Raw genomic sequence first — 19,136 nt, 5'->3', positions numbered from 1 at the left:
GGGCTTACCTGCTGTTCTGAAGGTTGTTAACCACCAGTAAATTGTTACCGGAGAGATTCCGGTTATTATTTACTTCGGAAAACAGCGCACCAGAAACAATAAGTACGATACAAAAGCACCGTATCTTCATTGTGCGGTCCATGCGAAGACCGCATCACGACAGCACCACTGGCGATATTGCCGCGATAGCAAGCGCTGAGACGCGCTTGCCCTAACGGTCGCGGAACATCCTTTCCTGAAGCCAGCGCCCGCTTGCGAGACGGCGGAAAGGGCCGCAGTGGATAATACACTAACAGAACAATAATAACTCTCTTTTGCTTGACAAAAAGAGAGTTACTGGCGAGTATTGTCTTCGCTGAGACGCGCTTGCATTACTACGGTAATACAACCTGCTGGAAAGGCCGCGAACCAAACCGGCAACAAATAACCGCCTGATTTTGGCGGTTTTTTGTTGTTTAAAGAAAGTGAATTTACACGTTTAAGTAATATCTTTTACCAGTTAGTGTTTTTAATATTAAGCGGGCTTTGTTTATATTTGTCTGAATTCGGACTACTAAGCCAGGTTATTTTATTACCGGACATATTGCGCCATTCTATGAACGTCGCTGGGATGGTTTTTTGCGTGACTTTAAACAGAATCGGATAATCTAAAATATGCCGCCCCAAAGGGCGGCATTCGGGCTTACCTGCTGTTCTGAAGGTTGTTAACCACCAGTAAATTGTTACCGAAGAGACTCCGGTTATTATTTACTTCGGAAAACAGCGCACCAGAAACAATAAGTACGATACAAAAGCACCGTATCTTCATTGTGCGGTCCATGCGAAGACCGCATCACGACAGCACCACTGGCGATATTGCCGCGATAGCAAGCACTGTGGGGTGCCTGTATTTACGGTCATGGAACATCCTTTCCTGAAGCCAGCGCCCGTTTGCGAGACGGCGAAAAGGGCCGTTAAGAATAATACTCTCACGCTTGAATAATTACTCTGTTTATTATCTTGACATAGCCAGGTATAAAAGAGAGGATTTCACCACTGTGGGGTGCCTGCGTTGTTCATGCAACACAAGTCAACCTGCTGGAAAGGCCGCGAACCAGACCAGCAATAAAAAACCGCCAAATTCGGCGGTTTTTTATTGCCTGTAAAAAGCTTATTTCATTGGCTCAACCGGTAAATCTGCCCGTGCGCCCCATTCACTCCACGCCCCGTCGTATAGTTTCACATTTGGAACATCCAGCGTTGCGAGGGCCAACAAAACCACGGCTGCCGTTACACCAGAGCCGCAGCTGACAATAATTGGTTTGTCATAGCTGACGCCGCGACCAAAAAATATCGCATCCAGTTCATCGGTCGTTTTCAGTTCGCCTTCGCGCACCAGTTCTGTCCATGGAACATTCAGCGCGCCGGGAATATGTCCGCGACGTAAACCTGCGCGAGGTTCATCAACTTCCGCGTTAAAACGTGCAGCCGGGCGGGCATCGATAATTTGTGCCGTTTTTTCATGACTTGCCAATAACACATCGGTCACTTTCACCACGGCTTCCGGGGTAAACGCGACGTTAAACTCACCTTCCGGCAGTTCCACTGCGCCTTCTTCTAACAGCAGATCATCACGTTGCCAGCCCGCTAAGCCACCGCCAAGGATTGACACTTTCTCCACACCAAAAGCGCGCAGCATCCACCACGCGCGCGGCGCAGAAAATAGGCTTCCTTCATCATAGACAATCAGATGCTTGTCCTGATTAACGCCCAGTTCACGCATCGCGACGGCGAACGTTTCCGGGCGAGGCAGCATGTGCGGAAGGGGGGATGTATGATCAGAAAGAGCTTCGATATCGAAAAATACTGCACCGGGGATATGACCGTTCAGATACTCTTGGGCAACGTTACGATCTTCCTGCCCGGGCGGCGCCATACGAGCATCAATAATCTGAATTTCCGGGTCATCAATATGTTCGGCGAGCCAGTCGGCTCCTACAAACCATGTCGTGGACATAGGCATCTCCATTTTTGCCGGGGTTAAGTTAAATTGTCGGATGTTTGCCGAAAAGCGACAAGCAAAAGAGGCTGATTTGGCTGCCTGAGCCACATTTCTCACTAAAATTCGGATTTTGTAGATGTGATAGTGAATTACATAACGTCATTTCTCACGCATAATAATCATTCGACGTTGCTAACGGGCCATTGTGGCAGGGATGAGAGATGAAAAAGTTACGCTTAGCCGCCTGTATGTTGATGCTGGCGCTGGCAGGGTGCGACAACAACGATAACGCGCCAACTGCAGTGAAAAAAGATACGTCTTCTGAAGTTGCTAAAGAGTCATCTTCGACAAATGCGACTTCTGCGAAACTCTCCTCGCCGGCGCGACAAAAACTGGCACAACAGAGTGCGGGTAAGGCACTGACATTGCTGGATCTCTCTGAGGTGCAGCTCGATGGCGCAGCCACGCTGGTACTGACTTTCTCTGTCCCCCTCGACCCGGATCAGGACTTCTCTCGTGTTATTCATGTCGTCGATAAAAAGAGCGGCAAAGTGGATGGCGCCTGGGAGTTGTCAGATAATCTCAAAGAACTGCGTTTACGCCACCTCGAACCGAAACGTGATTTGATCGTCACTATTGGCAAGGAAGTTAAGGCACTCAATAACGCAACCTTCAGTAAAGATTACGAAAAAACCATCACCACCCGCGATATCCAACCCAGCGTCGGCTTTGCCAGCCGTGGTTCGCTGCTACCCGGAAAAGTCGTGGAAGGACTGCCGGTAATGGCGCTCAACGTTAACAATGTCGATGTTAACTTCTTCCGTGTTAAGCCGGAATCGCTGCCAGCTTTCATTAGCCAGTGGGAATATCGTAACTCACTGGCGAACTGGCAATCGGACAAACTGTTGGAGATGGCGGACTTGGTCTATACCGGGCGGTTTGATCTCAATCCTGCGCGTAACACCCGCGAAAAATTATTGCTGCCGCTGGGCGATATCAAGCCGCTTCAGCAGGCTGGCGTGTATCTGGCTGTAATGAATCAGGCCGGACATTACGATTACAGTAATCCAGCCACGCTATTTACGTTAAGTGATATCGGCGTATCGGCCCACCGTTATCGCAATCGTCTGGATATCTTTACTCAAAGCCTGGAAAACGGCGCGGCCCAGCAAGGAATTGAAGTCTCGCTATTAAATGAGAAAGGGCAGACCCTGACTCAGGCGACCAGTGATTCACAGGGCCATGTACAGCTGGAAAATGATAAAAACGCGGCGCTACTGCTGGCGCGTAAAGACGGTCAGACAACGCTGCTCGATTTAAAACTACCGGCACTGGACTTAGCGGAATTTAACATTGCTGGCGCGCCAGGCTACAGCAAACAGTTCTTTATGTTTGGTCCGCGCGATCTTTATCGCCCTGGCGAAACGGTAATCCTCAACGGCTTACTGCGTGATGCAGACGGTAAAGCTCTGCCGGATCAACCCATCAAACTGGACGTGATTAAACCTGACGGGCAGGTACTGCGTAGTGTTGTTAGCCAGCCGGAAAATGGCCTCTACCACTTTACCTGGCCGCTGGATAGCACTGCGGCAACTGGAATGTGGCATATCCGAGCCAACACTGGGGATAACCAGTATCGGATGTGGGATTTCCACGTCGAAGATTTTATGCCGGAGCGCATGGCGTTGAATCTGACCGGCGAGAAAACGCCATTAACGCCAAAAGATGAAGTGAAGTTCTCCGTGGTGGGGTACTACCTGTACGGTGCGCCCGCTAATGGCAATACCTTGCAGGGACAGCTTTTCCTGCGACCGCTGCGTGAAGCGGTTTCTGCATTGCCTGGTTTCGAATTTGGTGATATTGCTGCCGAAAACCTTTCGCGCACGCTGGATGAAGTCCAGCTGACGCTGGATGATAAAGGACGCGGCGAAGTTTCCACTGAAAGCCAGTGGAAGGAAGTACATTCCCCATTACAGGTTATTTTCCAGGGGAGTTTGCTGGAATCGGGCGGTCGCCCGGTGACGCGCCGCGCTGAACAGGCTATCTGGCCTGCCGATGTGCTGCCAGGGATCCGTCCGCAGTTCTCTTCAAAATCAGTTTACGATTATCGTACTGACAGCATGGTAAAACAGCCCATTGTTGATGAAGACAGTAACGCTGTTTTTGATATCGTTTATAGCGATGCGCAGGGCGTGAAAAAAGCAGTGTCGGGCTTGCAGGTGCGACTGATTCGCGAACGTCGCGATTACTACTGGAACTGGTCGGAAGATGAAGGCTGGAAGTCACAGTTCGATCAAAAAGATCTGATCGAAAATGAGCAAACGCTGGATCTGAAAGCGGATGAAACCGGCAAGGTAAGTTTTCCGGTAGAGTGGGGCGCTTATCGTCTGGAAGTCAAAGCGCCGAATGAAGCGGTCAGTAGCGTGCGTTTTTGGGCCGGATATAGCTGGCAGGATAATAGCGACGGTAGCGGCGCAGTGCGTCCGGACCGTGTCACGCTGAAACTGGATAAGGCCAGTTATCGCCCGGGCGACACCATTAAGTTGCATATCGCCGCGCCAACGGCGGGTAAAGGTTATGCGATGGTCGAGTCCAGTGAAGGGCCGCTGTGGTGGCAAGAGATTGATGTTCCGGCTCAAGGGCTGGATCTGACGATTCCGGTCGATAAAACCTGGAATCGTCATGATCTTTATTTGAGTACTCTGGTGGTGCGTCCTGGCGATAAATCTCGCTCCGCGACGCCAAAACGCGCGGTTGGTGTGTTGCATTTGCCGCTTGGTGATGAAAACCGTCGCCTCGATCTGGCGCTGGAAACACCATCAAAAATGCGTCCCAATCAACCATTAACCGTGAAAATTAAAGCCAGCACTAAAAATGGCGAGAAGCCAAAACAGGTGAATGTGCTGGTGTCTGCCGTTGATAGTGGTGTGCTGAATATTACTGACTACGTCACGCCAGATCCGTGGCAGGCGTTCTTTGGTCAGAAACGCTATGGCGCAGACATTTACGATATTTACGGTCAGGTTATTGAAGGTCAGGGGCGTCTGGCTGCACTGCGCTTTGGTGGCGATGGTGATGAACTGAAACGCGGTGGCAAACCGCCAGTAAATCACGTCAATATTGTCGCGCAACAGGCGCTGCCGGTAACGCTCAACGAACAGGGCGAAGGCACGGTTACATTGCCGATTGGCGATTTTAACGGTGAATTGCGCGTCATGGCGCAAGCATGGACGGCCGATGACTTCGGCAGCAACGAAAGCAAAGTGGTTGTTGCGGCACCCGTGATAGCGGAACTGAACATGCCGCGCTTTATGGCTAGCGTCGACACCTCACGTCTGACGCTGGACATCACTAATCTTACCGATAAACCGCAAAAACTTAACGTTGCTCTGACCGCCAGTGGCTTGCTTGAACTGGTGAGTAATTCCCCCGCACCTGTTGAATTAGCGCCAGGTGTGCGAACCACGCTGTTTATCCCGGTGCGTGCTCTGACGGGGTTTGGCGATGGTGAAATTCAGGCCACCATTAGCGGGTTAGCGTTACCTGGTGAAACCGTTGCCGATCAGCATAAGCAGTGGAAAATCGGCGTCCGTCCGGCATTCCCGGCACAAACGGTCAATTACGGTACGGCATTACAGCCTGGTGAAACATGGGCGCTCCCGGCTGATGGGTTGCAAAACTTCTCGCCTGTTACGCTGGAAGGGCAGTTGTTGTTGAGCGGCAAGCCACCGCTGAACATCGCGCGTTATATCAAAGAGTTAAAAGCATATCCCTACGGCTGCCTGGAGCAAACCACCAGCGGCCTGTTTCCGTCACTTTATACCAATGCAGCCCAACTGCAGGCGTTGGGTATAAAAGGTGACAGCGATGATAAACGCCGTGCGGCAGTCGATATTGGCATTTCGCGTTTGCTGCAAATGCAACGTGATAACGGCGGCTTTGCCCTGTGGGATAAAAACGGTGACGAAGAGTACTGGCTGACCGCCTACGTGATGGATTTCCTGACCCGTGCTGGTGAACAGGGTTACAGCGTGCCGACAGAAGCCATTAATCGTGGAAACGAGCGTCTGCTGCGCTATTTACAAGATCCGGGCATGATGTCGATTCCGTACGCTGATAATCTTAAAGCCAGTAAGTTTGCCGTTCAGTCTTACGCTGCACTGGTCCTGGCACGGCAGCAAAAAGCACCGCTGGGTGCGCTACGTGAAATCTGGGAGCGTCGTGCAGATGCGGCTTCTGGTTTACCGCTGCTGCAACTTGGCGTTGCGCTGAAAACCATGGGTGATGCGACGCGTGGTGAAGAAGCGATTGCGCTGGCGCTGAAAACGTCGCGTAACGATGCACGGAAATGGCTGGGCGATTACGGTAGCCCACTGCGCGATAACGCGCTGATGCTCTCTTTACTTGAAGAGAACAAGCTACTGCCTGATGCACAGCAGGCATTGATTAACACCCTTTCACAGCAGGCATTTGGCGAACGTTGGCTCTCGACCCAGGAAAGTAACGCGCTGTTCCTGGCCGCCCGTACTCTTCAGGATTTACCGGGTAAATGGCAGGCGCAGACGTCTTTGTCTGCCGAGCCGTTGACAGGCGAGAAAGCGCAAAACAGCAATCTGGATAGCGATCAACTGGCAGCGTTGCAGGTGACCAACCGTGGCGACCAGCCGTTATGGCTGCGTGTGGATGCCAGCGGTTATCCGCAATCCGCACCACAACCTGCGAGCAATGTGCTGCAAATTGAGCGTCATATTCTTGGTACTGACGGTAAGAGTAAGTCTCTGGACTCGTTGCGTAGCGGCGATCTGGTGCTGGTCTGGTTGCAGGTAAAAGCCAGTGACAGCGTGCCGGATGCTTTGGTCGTTGATTTACTGCCAGCGGGCCTGGAACTGGAAAACCAGAACCTGGCTAACGGCAGCGCCAGCCTGGAGCAAAGTGGCAGCGAAGTGCAAAACCTACTCAATCAAATGCAACAAGCGAACATTAAGCATATTGAGTTTCGGGACGATCGCTTTGTAGCGGCGGTTGCTGTAGATGAATATCAGCCGGTAACGCTGGTGTATCTGGCGCGGGCGGTAACGCCGGGAACGTATCAGGTTCCGCAACCGATGGTGGAATCAATGTATGTTCCCCAATGGCGGGCGACTGGCGCTACTGAAGATTTGCTGATTATCAGACCGTAAATGCCTCGTCTGTTAACCAAACGTGGCTGCTGGATAACGCTGGCAGTCACGCCCTTTATTATCATTCTGGCAGCGTGGGGGGCAGATAAACTCTGGCCTCTGCCGCTACATGAAGTTAACCCCGCGCGCGTCGTCGTGGCGCAGGATGGGACGCCGCTCTGGCGCTTTGCCGATGCTGACGGCATCTGGCGTTATCCAGTAACCATCGAAGATGTTTCTCCGCGTTATCTCGAAGCACTGATCAATTACGAAGATCGCTGGTTCTGGAAGCATCCAGGCGTGAACCCATTCTCGGTGGCTCGTGCTGCCTGGCAGGATCTTACTTCTGGTCGGGTTATCTCCGGCGGCAGTACGCTCACTATGCAGGTAGCTCGCCTGCTTGATCCACATTCGAAAACCTTTGGCGGTAAAATTCGCCAACTCTGGCGCGCATTTCAACTGGAATGGCACCTGTCTAAACGTGAAATTCTGACCTTGTATCTTAACCGCGCCCCGTTTGGCGGTACGTTACAGGGGATCGGTGCGGCAAGCTGGGCTTATCTCGGGAAATCGCCTGCAAATTTGAGCTATTCCGAGGCAGCAATGTTGGCGGTGTTACCGCAAGCGCCCAGCCGACTGCGCCCGGATCGCTGGCCGGAACGTGCTGAGGCCGCACGTAATAAAGTGCTCAAACGGATGGCTGCGCAAGGAGTGTGGTCCCGTGAGCAGGTAAAAGAATCTAGTGAAGAGCCCATCTGGCTGGCCCCCAGGCAAATGCCGCAATTGGCACCGCTGTTTTCGCGCATGATGCTCGGTAAAAGTAAAAGCGACAAAATCGTTACTACGCTGGATGCAGGTCTTCAACGACGTCTGGAAGAATTGGCGCAAAACTGGAAAGGACGATTGCCGGCGCGCAGCTCACTGGCGATGATCGTGGTTGATCATACCGATATGCATGTTCGCGGCTGGGTAGGATCGGTCGATCTCAACGATGATTCACGCTTTGGTCATGTTGATATGGTTAATGCGATCCGATCGCCAGGATCGGTGCTCAAACCATTTGTTTATGGTCTGGCGCTGGATGAAGGTTTGATCCACCCGGCATCGCTGTTGCAAGACGTCCCCCGACGCACCGGTGATTATCGACCTGGTAACTTTGACAGCGGTTTTCATGGCCCGATCAGCATGAGCGAGGCGCTGGTGCGCTCGCTGAACTTACCTGCTGTGCAGGTGCTGGAAGCCTATGGCCCGAAACGGTTTGCGGCAAAATTACGTAATGTTGGATTGCCGTTGTATCTGCCCAACGGTGCTGCGCCCAATCTTTCGCTCATTCTTGGCGGCGCTGGTGCAAAACTGGAAGATATGGCTGCAGCGTATACCGCGTTTGCTCGCCACGGTAAGGCGGGTAAGTTGCGCTTACAGCCGGGCGACCCATTACTTGAGCGACCGTTAATGTCGCCGGGGGCCGCGTGGATTATCCGCCGTATTATGGCAGATGAAGCGCAGCCGCTTCCGGATAGCGCCTTGCCACGCGTCGTACCACTGGCGTGGAAAACAGGAACCAGTTATGGCTACCGCGATGCATGGGCAATAGGGATAAACGCTCGCTATGTGGTCGGTATCTGGACCGGCAGGCCGGACGGCACGCCCGTTGTCGGTCAGTTTGGCTTTGCCAGCGCCGTACCGCTGTTGAATCAGATCAATAATATCTTACTGTCGCGCAGTGCGAATCTGCCGGAAGACCCGCGTCCTGACTCTGTAAGCCGTGGCGTTATCTGCTGGCCTGGCGGACAGTCTTTGCCGGAAGGTGACGGTAACTGTCGCCGCCGCCTGGCAACCTGGCTGCTGGACGGGAGCCAGCCGCCAACTCTGTTACTGCCGGAGCAGGAAGGCATTAATGGCATTCGTTTCCCCATCTGGCTGGATGAAAACGGTAAACGTGTTGCCGCTGATTGCCCTCAGGCGCGACAAGAAATGATAAATGTCTGGCCGCTACCGCTGGAACCCTGGCTGCCTGCATCGGAGCGCCGCGCCGCACGCCTGCCATCGGCATCAACAAGTTGCCCGCCGTACGGTCACGATGCCCAGCTCCCGCTGCAGCTGACAGGCGTTCGCGATGGCGCGATTATTAAACGTTTACCTGGCACTGCTGATGCTTCTTTGCCTGTGCAAACCACGGGTGGCACAGGTGAACGATGGTGGTTTCTTAATGGTGCGCCGTTAACTGAACGTGGGCGTAACATTACGTTGCGTTTGAGTGAAAAAGGTGATTATCAGTTACTGGTGATGGATGAAATGGGACAGGTCGCGACGGTGAGATTTGCCATGCAGTAGTCTGTTTTGTCAGATTTTGTTGCTTAAACTCGGTTTATTTTAAAAAAATGTTACCTTCATCAATAGTCAACGGCCCTGTAGCTCATTATAATCCGCGCCATCTCGTACGCTGGTACAGACAACAACAGAATAATTTACAGAGGTAAAAATGGCTATTGAACGTACTTTTTCCATCATCAAACCGAACGCGGTAGCAAAAAACGTTATTGGTAATATCTTTGCGCGCTTTGAAGCTGCTGGATTCAAAATTGTCGGCACCAAAATGCTGCACCTGACCGTTGAACAGGCTCGTGGCTTTTATGCTGAACACGATGGAAAACCGTTCTTTGATGGTCTGGTTGAGTTCATGACCTCTGGCCCGATCGTGGTTTCCGTACTGGAAGGTGAAAACGCCGTTCAGCGTCACCGCGATCTGCTGGGCGCGACCAACCCGGCAAACGCACTGGCCGGTACTCTGCGTGCTGATTATGCTGACAGCCTGACCGAAAACGGTACCCACGGTTCTGATTCCGTAGAATCTGCCGCTCGCGAAATCGCCTTCTTCTTCGGTGAAGGCGAAGTGTGTCCGCGCACACGTTAATATTTTCGTAAATGCCGCGTGCAAACGTGGCATCCATGCGCCAGAATTTGTACAATGCAGCGCCCCCGGACGAGCAGTCGCTCACCGGGGCGTTTCTTTTTTCAACCCTCCAGGGGCCATAACGTGTAATAACGAGGCCGGAATAGCATATGTCTGAACAATTAGTCACACCTGAAAACGTCACCACGAAAGATGGAAAAATCAACCTGCTGGATCTCAACCGTCAGCAGATGCGGGAGTTTTTTAAAGATTTGGGTGAAAAACCCTTCCGCGCCGATCAGGTGATGAAGTGGATGTATCACTATTGCTGCGACAACTTTGATGAGATGACCGACATCAACAAAGTGTTGCGTGGCAAGCTGAAAGAGGTGGCGGAGATCCGCGCACCGGAAGTGGTTGAAGAACAGCGTTCATCTGACGGCACCATTAAATGGGCAATTGCCGTGGGCGATCAGCGCGTTGAAACGGTGTACATTCCGGAAGACGACCGCGCCACACTTTGCGTCTCCTCGCAGGTCGGCTGTGCGCTGGAGTGTAAATTTTGTTCCACTGCCCAGCAAGGTTTCAACCGTAACCTGCGGGTGTCGGAAATTATCGGCCAGGTGTGGCGTGCGGCGAAAATCGTCGGCGCAGCAAAAGTCACCGGTCAGCGCCCGATCACTAACGTAGTGATGATGGGCATGGGCGAACCGCTGCTCAACCTGAACAATGTCGTTCCGGCGATGGAAATCATGCTCGACGATTTTGGCTTTGGCTTGTCTAAACGTCGCGTGACGCTCTCTACATCGGGTGTTGTTCCGGCACTGGATAAACTGGGCGATATGATTGACGTTGCGCTGGCAATCTCTCTGCACGCGCCGAACGACGAAATTCGTGACGAAATTGTACCGATCAACAAAAAGTACAATATCGAAACTTTCCTCGCTGCGGTACGCCGCTATCTGGAAAAGTCCAATGCCAATCAGGGCCGCGTCACCATTGAATACGTGATGCTTGACCATGTTAACGACGGTACAGAGCACGCGCATCAACTGGCGGAGCTGCTGAAAGATACGCCGTGTAAGATCAACCTGATTCCGTGGAACCCGTTCCCGGGCGCGCCGTATGGCCGCAGTTCGAACAGTCGTATCGATCGCTTCTCAAAAGTGTTGATGAGCTATGGATTCACAACCATCGTGCGTAAAACGCGTGGGGATGATATCGACGCAGCCTGCGGGCAATTAGCGGGCGAGGTTATCGACCGCACTAAACGTACCCTGCGCAAACGGATGCAGGGTGAAGCCATCGACGTGAAAACGGTTTGATGTCTCTTGCGCCACGGTTACTTTTTGTACCGTGGCGTAATCTTTTATGAATATAGCATTAAGTTGCAATTGTCTGATCAATATTAACGGTGCGTTTTTGCTGACTTTAAGGCAGTATGTAACGATGCAACAGTGAGTTAGCTTTGATTCATGTGGGCTTTGTCATGAGCACACAGACAGTCTTATACTGTATGATAAAGGTTAACTTAATGGATGTCTCGCGGTGTGGGTGAGCATGATGGCTCACCGGCATCTCAATTCTCATTTAAACGTACCTGCAGCGAATGAATACTGAAGCCACGCACGACCAAAATGAAGCACTTACTACCGGCGCTCGCTTGCGTAATGCCCGCGAACAACTTGGACTTAGCCAGCAAGCCGTTGCCGAACGACTTTGTCTGAAGGTTTCCACGGTACGCGATATTGAAGAGGATAAGGCGCCAGCCGACCTTGCATCAACATTCCTGCGCGGGTATATCCGGTCTTATGCACGACTGGTGCATATTCCGGAAGAAGAACTGCTGCCGGGGCTGGAAAAACAGGCTCCGTTACGGGCCGCAAAAGTTGCGCCTATGCAGAGTTTCTCTCTCGGCAAGCGACGTAAAAAACGCGATGGCTGGCTGATGACCTTCACCTGGCTGGTGTTATTCGTGGTGATTGGACTGAGCGGTGCCTGGTGGTGGCAAGATCACAAAGCCCAGCAGGAAGAGATCACGACTATGGCCGATCAGACCACAGCGGAACTGAACGGTAATAGCGGCCAGGCGCAGAGCGTGCCGTTAGATACCTCCTCAAACGCTAGTCAGAGTGACTCCACCACGACGTCAGCACCTGCGGATACTACCGCTGCAAACACGCAAACGTCAGACGTGACCACGCCAGCACCTGCCGTTGAACCACAGCAGAACGCAGTTGTTCCGCCTTCGCAGGCGAATGTGGATACCACTGCTACGACCGCGCCAACGGCAACGACGTCAGATGACACAGCACCACTGCCAACCGATCAGGCAGGCGTGACTACGCCGGCGGCTAACCCGAATGCACTGGTGATGAACTTTACTGCCGATTGCTGGCTGGAAGTCACTGATGCTACCGGTAAAAAACTGTTCAGCGGGATGCAGCGTAAAGACGGTAATTTGAATTTAACCGGCCAGGCACCGTATAAACTGAAAATTGGTGCGCCGGCCGCAGTACAGATCCAGTATCAAGGGAAACCTGTCGATCTGAGTCGTTTTATCAGAACTAACCAGGTTGCGCGTCTGACCCTAAATGCCGAACAATCACCGGCGCAGTAACAGACGGGTAACGCGGGAGATTTTGCATGCATAACCAGGCTCCAATTCAACGTAGAAAATCAACACGTATTTACGTTGGGAATGTGCCGATTGGCGATGGAGCTCCCATCGCCGTACAGTCCATGACTAATACGCGCACGACGGACGTCGAAGCGACGGTCAATCAAATCAAGGCGCTGGAACGTGTTGGTGCCGATATCGTTCGTGTTTCAGTACCGACGATGGACGCGGCAGAAGCGTTCAAACTCATCAAACAGCAGGTTAACGTACCGCTGGTGGCCGACATCCACTTTGACTATCGCATTGCGCTGAAAGTGGCGGAATACGGCGTCGACTGCCTGCGCATTAACCCAGGCAATATCGGTAATGAAGAGCGTATTCGCATGGTGGTTGACTGTGCGCGCGATAAAAACATTCCGATCCGTATTGGCGTTAACGCGGGATCGCTGGAAAAAGATCTGCAAGAAAAGTATGGCGAACCGACGCCGCAGGCGTTGCTTGAGTCCGCCATGCGCCATGTTGATCATCTTGATCGTCTGAACTTCGATCAGTTTAAAGTCAGTGTCAAAGCGTCAGACGTTTTCCTGGCAGTAGAATCGTATCGTCTGCTGGCAAAACAGATCGATCAGCCGCTGCATCTTGGGATCACCGAAGCCGGCGGCGCACGCAGTGGGGCGGTGAAATCTGCCATCGGTTTAGGTCTGTTGCTGTCTGAAGGTATTGGTGACACGCTGCGCGTTTCGCTGGCTGCCGATCCGGTTGAAGAGATCAAAGTCGGTTTCGATATCCTTAAATCGCTGCGAATCCGTTCGCGCGGGATCAACTTCATTGCCTGCCCGACCTGTTCTCGTCAGGAGTTTGACGTCATTGGTACGGTTAACGCACTTGAGCAGCGTCTGGAAGATATCATTACCCCGATGGACGTTTCGATCATTGGTTGCGTGGTGAATGGCCCTGGCGAGGCACTGGTTTCTACACTCGGCGTCACGGGCGGCAATAAGAAAAGCGGCCTTTATGAAGATGGCGTGCGCAAAGACCGTCTGGACAACAATGACATGATCGACCAGCTGGAAGCGCGCATTCGTGCGAAAGCCAGTCAGCTGGACGAAGCGCGTCGAATTGACGTTCAGCAGGTTGAAAAATAATAACGTGATGGGAAGCGCCTCGCTTCCCGTGTATGATTGAACCCGCATAGCTCCCGAAACATTGACGGAAGCGTTGAGGGTTCATTTTTATATTCAGAAAGAGAATAAACGTGGCAAAAAACATTCAAGCCATTCGCGGCATGAACGATTACCTGCCTGGCGAAACGGCCATTTGGCAGCGCATTGAAGGCACACTGAAAAACGTGCTCGGCAGCTACGGTTACAGTGAAATCCGCTTGCCGATTGTAGAGCAGACCCCGCTATTCAAACGTGCGATTGGTGAAGTCACCGACGTGGTTGAAAAAGAGATGTATACCTTTGAGGATCGCAATGGCGACAGCCTGACTTTGCGTCCTGAAGGGACGGCGGGCTGTGTACGCGCCGGCATCGAGCATGGTCTTCTGTACAATCAGGAACAGCGTCTGTGGTATATCGGGCCGATGTTCCGCCATGAGCGTCCGCAAAAAGGCCGTTATCGTCAATTTCATCAGCTAGGTTGTGAAGTCTTCGGTCTGCAAGGTCCGGATATTGACGCCGAACTGATCATGCTTACTGCTCGCTGGTGGCGTGCGCTGGGTATCTCTGAACACGTTACCCTCGAACTGAACTCAATCGGTTCACTGGAAGCGCGAGCGAACTACCGCGACGCTTTAGTGGCATTCCTCGAACAGCATAAAGAAAAGCTGGACGAAGACTGCAAACGCCGCATGTACACCAACCCGCTGCGCGTGCTGGATTCCAAAAATCCGGAAGTGCAGGCGTTACTCAATGACGCTCCGGCGTTAGGCGATTATCTTGACGAGGAGTCTCGCGAGCATTTTGCTGGTCTGTGCAAACTGCTGGAGAGCGCAGGTATTGCCTACACCGTCAACCAGCGTTTGGTGCGTGGTCTGGATTACTACAATCGTACCGTTTTCGAATGGGTGACTAACAGTCTCGGTTCCCAGGGAACCGTGTGCGCAGGCGGTCGTTATGACGGTCTGGTGGAACAGCTGGGTGGCCGTGCAACACCGGCAGTAGGTTTTGCGATGGGCCTCGAACGTCTTGTGTTGTTAGTTCAGGCAGTTAATCCGGAATTTAAAGCCGATCCCGTTGTCGATATATACCTGGTGGCTTCAGGCGCCGATACACAATCTGCGGCGCTGGCATTAGCTGAGCGTCTACGTGATGAATTACCGGGTGTGAAATTGATGACCAACCACGGCGGCGGCAACTTTAAGAAACAGTTTGCCCGTGCTGATAAATGGGGCGCACGCGTTGCTGTGGTGCTGGGTGAGTCCGAAGTGGCTAACGGCACGGCAGTAGTGAAGGATTTGCGCTCTGGTGAGCAAACGGCAGTTGCGCAGGATAGCGTAGCCGCGCATTTGCGCACGTTACTGGGTTAAGGAAGGAGAAGGACAGCGTGGAAATTTACGAGAACGAAAACGACCAGGTTGAAGCGGTTAAACGCTTTTTTGCTGAAAATGGCAAAGCACTGGCTGTTGGGGTGATTTTGGGCGTTGGCGCACTGATTGGCTGGCGCTACTGGAACAGCCATCAGGTTGATTCCGCACGCTCCACTTCTCTTGCCTATCAAAATGCGGTTACCGCAGTTAGCGAAGGCAAACCAGACAGCATTCCGGCGGCGGAAAAATTCGCTGCTGAAAATAAAAATACTTATGGCGCGCTGGCTTCTTTGGAACTTGCGCAGCAATTTGTTGACAAAAATGAACTAGAGAAAGCTGCCGCCCAATTGCAACAGGGGTTGGCGGACACGAGCGATGAAAATCTCAAAGCCGTGATAAATCTGCGTCTTGCCCGAGTTCAGGTGCAGCTCAAGCAGGCTGATGCCGCGCTGAAAACCCTTGAAACCATTAAAGGTGAAGGGTGGGCTGCCATTGTTGCCGACCTGCGTGGTGAAGCATTGCTGAGCAAAGGTGATAAGCAAGGTGCGCGTAGTGCATGGGAAGCAGGCGTGAAAAGCGATGCTACCCCGGCACTGAGCGAAATGATGCAGATGAAAATTAATAATTTGTCCATCTGAGAGGGACCCGATGCAATTGCGTAAATTACTGCTGCCAGGACTGCTTTCCGTTACTCTTTTAAGCGGCTGTTCGCTGTTTAACAGCGAAGAAGATGTGGTAAAGATGTCCCCATTGCCGACCGTTGAAAACCAGTTTACGCCGACCACGGCGTGGAGCACCTCTGTTGGTAGCGGCATTGGCAACTTCTATTCTAATCTTCATCCGGCGCTGGCGGACAACGTTGTCTATGCAGCAGACCGCGCTGGTTTAGTAAAAGCGATGAATGCGGATGACGGCAAAGAAATCTGGTCTGTCAGTCTGGCTGAGAAAGATGGCTGGTTGTCTAAAGAGCCGGCATTGCTTTCTGGCGGCGTGACCGTAGCAGGTGGTCACGTTTACATTGGCAGCGAAAAGGCGCAGGTTTACGCGCTGAATACCAGCGATGGTACTGTAGCATGGCAAACTAAAGTCGCAGGTGAAGCACTTTCTCGCCCGGTGGTTAGCGATGGTCTGGTACTTATCCACACCAGTAATGGTCAGTTGCAAGCGCTGAACGAAGCAGACGGTGCTGTTAAATGGACAGTTAACCTTGATATGCCTTCGCTCTCTTTGCGTGGCGAATCTGCGCCAGCCACAGCGTTTGGCGCAGCAGTTGTTGGTGGTGATAATGGCCGTGTCAGTGCAGTACTGATGCAACAGGGCCAGATGATTTGGCAACAGCGCATCTCTCAGGCGACCGGCTCTACTGAAATCGACCGTCTGAGCGATGTTGACACAACTCCGGTAATCATTAACGGCGTTGTTTTTGCACTGGCCTATAATGGTAACCTGACGGCGCTTGATCTGCGCAGCGGTCAGATTATGTGGAAACGTGAACTGGGTTCGGTGAATGATTTCATCGTCGACGGCAACCGCATCTATCTGGTCGATCAAAATGACCGGGTGATGGCGTTGACCATTGATGGCGGCGTTACGCTGTGGACGCAAAGCGATCTGTTGCATCGCCTGCTGACTTCTCCGGTGCTGTATAATGGCAACCTGGTGGTGGGTGACAGTGAAGGCTATCTGCACTGGATTAACGTCGAAGATGGTCGTTTCGTTGCCCAGCAAAAAGTTGATAGCTCCGGTTTCCAGACCGAACCGGTTGCCGCTGATGGCAAACTGCTGATCCAGGCAAAAGACGGGACTGTGTACTCCATTACACGTTAATCGTCTCTGTCGTTCACTTTGAAAACGGCTCCTGGACAGGGGCCGTTTTCCTGTTTTTAACAACGACGCAAAAAAAGCGATCGTTGTCTGATGATATATAAAAATGAGGCTTTAAACATGGTACCTGTGGTCGCGCTTGTCGGGCGCCCTAACGTAGGAAAATCCACGTTATTTAACCGTCTAACTCGCACCCGAGATGCGCTGGTTGCGGATTTCCCGGGTCTGACTCGTGACCGTAAGTACGGTCGTGCAGAAATTGAAGGCCGCGAGTTTATCTGTATTGATACCGGCGGTATTGACGGTACGGAAGACGGTGTTGAAACCCGCATGGCGGAACAGTCGCTACTGGCGATTGAAGAAGCAGACGTTGTACTGTTTATGGTTGATGCGCGTGCTGGCCTGATGCCGGCAGATGAAGCTATTGCCAAGCACCTGCGCTCCCGAGAAAAACCTACCTTCCTGGTGGCAAACAAAACTGATGGTTTAGATCCAGACCAGGCAGTTGTTGATTTCTATTCGCTCGGTTTAGGCGAAATCTACCCAATTGCCGCGTCTCATGGTCGTGGTGTATTAAGCCTGCTGGAGCACGTCCTTCTGCCGTGGATGGAAGATCTCGCGCCGCAAGAAGAAGTGGACGAAGACGCAGAATACTGGGCGCAATTTGAAGCGCAAGAGAACGGCGAAGAAGAAGAGGAAGACGACTTCGACCCGCAAAGTCTGCCGATCAAACTGGCGATTGTGGGGCGTCCGAACGTCGGTAAGTCTACGCTCACTAACCGTATTCTCGGTGAAGAACGCGTTGTGGTTTACGACATGCCAGGCACAACACGTGACAGTATCTACATTCCAATGGAACGTGACGGACGTGAGTATGTACTCATTGACACCGCAGGCGTACGTAAACGCGGCAAAATCACCGATGCGGTAGAGAAGTTCTCAGTAACCAAAACGTTGCAGGCAATTGAAGATGCCAACGTGGTGATGCTGGTCATTGATGCACGCGAAGGTATTTCCGATCAGGATCTCTCTCTGCTGGGCTTTATTCTCAATAGTGGGCGCTCACTTGTGATTGTGGTGAACAAGTGGGATGGCCTGAGCCAGGAAGTGAAAGAGCAGGTGAAAGAGACGCTGGACTTCCGTCTGGGCTTTATTGATTTTGCTCGCGTGCACTTTATCTCTGCATTGCACGGCAGTGGTGTTGGTAACCTGTTTGAATCAGTGCGTGAAGCATATGACAGCTCTACCCGTCGCGTGGGTACGTCTATGCTGACACGAATCATGACCATGGCTGTTGAAGATCACCAGCCGCCACTGGTACGCGGGCGTCGCGTGAAGCTGAAATATGCCCACGCCGGTGGTTATAACCCGCCGATTGTGGTGATTCACGGTAACCAGGTAAAAGACCTGCCGGATTCCTACAAGCGTTATCTGATGAACTACTTCCGCAAGTCTCTGGATGTGATGGGTACGCCGATTCGTATTCAGTTCAAAGAAGGGGAAAACCCATATGCGAACAAGCGTAACACCCTGACGCCGACCCAGATGCGTAAGCGTAAGCGCCTGATGAAGCATATCAAGAAAAGTAAGTAATTACTTATCTGGTTTCCCTTTCCATATGGAAAGGGAAACTCATGAAAATGTGAGGATCATTTATGGAACTCAGCTGCCCAATCTGCCAAAAACCTCTCGAACGTCAAGGCGAGACGGCTCACTGCGTAACTTGCGACAAAGATTTCATCGTTCAGGCACTTTGCCCTGACTGCCACCAACCGTTACAGGTGTTAAAAGCGTGTGGTGCGGTGGATTATTTCTGCCAGCATGGTCACGGTTTAATTTCTAAAACCCGTATTGAATTTGTCATTGCTTAATATCACTGGAATATATAATTTCGCATTATATATTCCTAATATAAATATTATAATCTCTTCTCTATTAGATAAATGGCTAATTAAAAATGAGCAAAGTCTCATTGTTATAACTTTAAGACTATGTTTAGCACTTCTGGTGTGCAGTTGCTGCGTTATCTGGAATACAATGTTAGACATTATTTTAGAATTAAATTCCCACAGGGAAAAACATGTTGCAATGGATCCGCTATATAACACTAATATTTATCTCCGGTGCTG

General features: G+C 51.9%; 14 protein-coding genes and 1 pseudogene. 12 read left to right on the top strand and 3 right to left on the bottom strand.

What is annotated here, in order from left to right:
- Nucleotides 1-4 precede the first annotated feature (4 nt).
- Nucleotides 5-130 (bottom strand): small toxic inner membrane protein TimP, encoded by a 126-nt coding sequence (timP, locus tag FEK50_RS24705; protein ID WP_252152854.1) that lies wholly within the window; start codon nt 128-130, stop codon nt 5-7.
- A 434-nt stretch (nt 131-564) separates the two neighbouring features.
- Between timP (FEK50_RS24705) and FEK50_RS24165 the strand changes: the two are divergent.
- Nucleotides 565-651: pseudogene (locus FEK50_RS24165) on the top strand (enhanced serine sensitivity protein SseB); the annotation flags it as partial.
- A 31-nt stretch (nt 652-682) separates the two neighbouring features.
- On the opposite strand, the gene timP (FEK50_RS24700) reads toward FEK50_RS24165, so the two are convergent.
- Both timP (FEK50_RS24700) and sseA read right to left on the bottom strand, forming a co-directional pair.
- Nucleotides 683-808, bottom strand: coding sequence for a small toxic inner membrane protein TimP (timP, locus tag FEK50_RS24700; RefSeq protein WP_252152855.1), 126 nt, complete (start codon nt 806-808; stop codon nt 683-685).
- A 342-nt stretch (nt 809-1,150) separates the two neighbouring features.
- Nucleotides 1,151-1,996 carry a 3-mercaptopyruvate sulfurtransferase gene (gene sseA, locus FEK50_RS07570; protein ID WP_131162567.1) on the bottom strand — a complete coding sequence of 282 codons (846 nt, stop codon included), beginning with the start codon at nt 1,994-1,996 and terminating at the stop codon, nt 1,151-1,153.
- 206 nt (nt 1,997-2,202) lie between these two features.
- On the opposite strand from sseA, the gene yfhM reads away from it, so the two are divergent.
- The 11 genes from yfhM to FEK50_RS07515 all read left to right on the top strand — a co-directional run bounded on the left by yfhM (nt 2,203) and on the right by FEK50_RS07515 (nt 18,878).
- A complete protein-coding gene (yfhM, locus tag FEK50_RS07565; protein WP_131162568.1) occupies nt 2,203-7,161 on the top strand; it encodes an alpha2-macroglobulin in 4,959 nt (1,652 codons plus the stop codon).
- Complete coding sequence (gene pbpC, locus FEK50_RS07560; RefSeq protein ID WP_131162569.1) at nt 7,162-9,474, top strand: peptidoglycan glycosyltransferase PbpC; 2,313 nt, start codon at nt 7,162-7,164, stop codon at nt 9,472-9,474. It begins immediately after the preceding gene.
- A gap of 148 nt (nt 9,475-9,622) precedes the next feature.
- Entirely contained in the window at nt 9,623-10,054 is a 432-nt protein-coding gene (gene ndk / locus FEK50_RS07555; RefSeq protein ID WP_000963835.1) for a nucleoside-diphosphate kinase, read from the top strand.
- Nucleotides 10,055-10,203: 149 nt separating this feature from the next.
- Entirely contained in the window at nt 10,204-11,358 is a 1,155-nt protein-coding gene (locus tag FEK50_RS07550) for a bifunctional tRNA (adenosine(37)-C2)-methyltransferase TrmG/ribosomal RNA large subunit methyltransferase RlmN (RefSeq protein WP_130207500.1), read from the top strand.
- Between the two features lie 284 nt (nt 11,359-11,642).
- Entirely contained in the window at nt 11,643-12,653 is a 1,011-nt protein-coding gene (gene rodZ, locus FEK50_RS07545) for a cytoskeleton protein RodZ (RefSeq protein ID WP_131162570.1), read from the top strand.
- A gap of 26 nt (nt 12,654-12,679) precedes the next feature.
- Nucleotides 12,680-13,798 (top strand): flavodoxin-dependent (E)-4-hydroxy-3-methylbut-2-enyl-diphosphate synthase, encoded by a 1,119-nt coding sequence (gene ispG, locus FEK50_RS07540; RefSeq protein ID WP_000551807.1) that lies wholly within the window; start codon nt 12,680-12,682, stop codon nt 13,796-13,798.
- Between the two features lie 110 nt (nt 13,799-13,908).
- Entirely contained in the window at nt 13,909-15,183 is a 1,275-nt protein-coding gene (hisS, locus tag FEK50_RS07535) for a histidine--tRNA ligase (RefSeq protein WP_130237914.1), read from the top strand.
- 17 nt (nt 15,184-15,200) lie between these two features.
- Nucleotides 15,201-15,821, top strand: coding sequence for an ancillary SecYEG translocon subunit YfgM (yfgM, locus tag FEK50_RS07530; RefSeq protein ID WP_130207491.1), 621 nt, complete (start codon nt 15,201-15,203; stop codon nt 15,819-15,821).
- 10 nt (nt 15,822-15,831) lie between these two features.
- Complete coding sequence (bamB, locus tag FEK50_RS07525; protein WP_130207489.1) at nt 15,832-17,010, top strand: outer membrane protein assembly factor BamB; 1,179 nt, start codon at nt 15,832-15,834, stop codon at nt 17,008-17,010.
- Between the two features lie 117 nt (nt 17,011-17,127).
- Nucleotides 17,128-18,600: a ribosome biogenesis GTPase Der gene (gene der / locus FEK50_RS07520; protein ID WP_131162571.1), complete on the top strand. Its 1,473-nt coding sequence runs from the start codon at nt 17,128-17,130 to the stop codon at nt 18,598-18,600.
- A 62-nt stretch (nt 18,601-18,662) separates the two neighbouring features.
- Nucleotides 18,663-18,878 (top strand): zinc ribbon domain-containing protein, encoded by a 216-nt coding sequence (locus FEK50_RS07515; RefSeq protein ID WP_130207487.1) that lies wholly within the window; start codon nt 18,663-18,665, stop codon nt 18,876-18,878.
- Nucleotides 18,879-19,136 lie beyond the last annotated feature (258 nt).

The sequence above is a fragment of the Escherichia sp. E2586 genome (assembly GCF_005781105.1).
Classification (GTDB): Bacteria; Pseudomonadota; Gammaproteobacteria; order Enterobacterales; family Enterobacteriaceae; genus Escherichia.
This window is presented reverse-complemented; position numbering and strand designations above follow the sequence as displayed.

Bases quoted from the DNA above. Each gene is read 5' to 3' on its own strand.
- bamB (WP_130207489.1), top strand. From the start codon at position 15,832: ATGCAATTGCGTAAATTACTGCTGCCAGGACTGCTTTCCGTTACTCTT.
- yfhM (WP_131162568.1), top strand. From the start codon at position 2,203: ATGAAAAAGTTACGCTTAGCCGCCTGTATGTTGATGCTGGCGCTGGCA.
- rodZ (WP_131162570.1), top strand. From the start codon at position 11,643: ATGAATACTGAAGCCACGCACGACCAAAATGAAGCACTTACTACCGGC.
- FEK50_RS07515 (WP_130207487.1), top strand. From the start codon at position 18,663: ATGGAACTCAGCTGCCCAATCTGCCAAAAACCTCTCGAACGTCAAGGC.
- der (WP_131162571.1), top strand. From the start codon at position 17,128: ATGGTACCTGTGGTCGCGCTTGTCGGGCGCCCTAACGTAGGAAAATCC.
- pbpC (WP_131162569.1), top strand. From the start codon at position 7,162: ATGCCTCGTCTGTTAACCAAACGTGGCTGCTGGATAACGCTGGCAGTC.
- ispG (WP_000551807.1), top strand. From the start codon at position 12,680: ATGCATAACCAGGCTCCAATTCAACGTAGAAAATCAACACGTATTTAC.
- timP (WP_252152855.1), bottom strand. From the start codon at position 808: ATGAAGATACGGTGCTTTTGTATCGTACTTATTGTTTCTGGTGCGCTG.
- FEK50_RS07550 (WP_130207500.1), top strand. From the start codon at position 10,204: ATGTCTGAACAATTAGTCACACCTGAAAACGTCACCACGAAAGATGGA.
- sseA (WP_131162567.1), bottom strand. From the start codon at position 1,996: ATGTCCACGACATGGTTTGTAGGAGCCGACTGGCTCGCCGAACATATT.
- timP (WP_252152854.1), bottom strand. From the start codon at position 130: ATGAAGATACGGTGCTTTTGTATCGTACTTATTGTTTCTGGTGCGCTG.
- ndk (WP_000963835.1), top strand. From the start codon at position 9,623: ATGGCTATTGAACGTACTTTTTCCATCATCAAACCGAACGCGGTAGCA.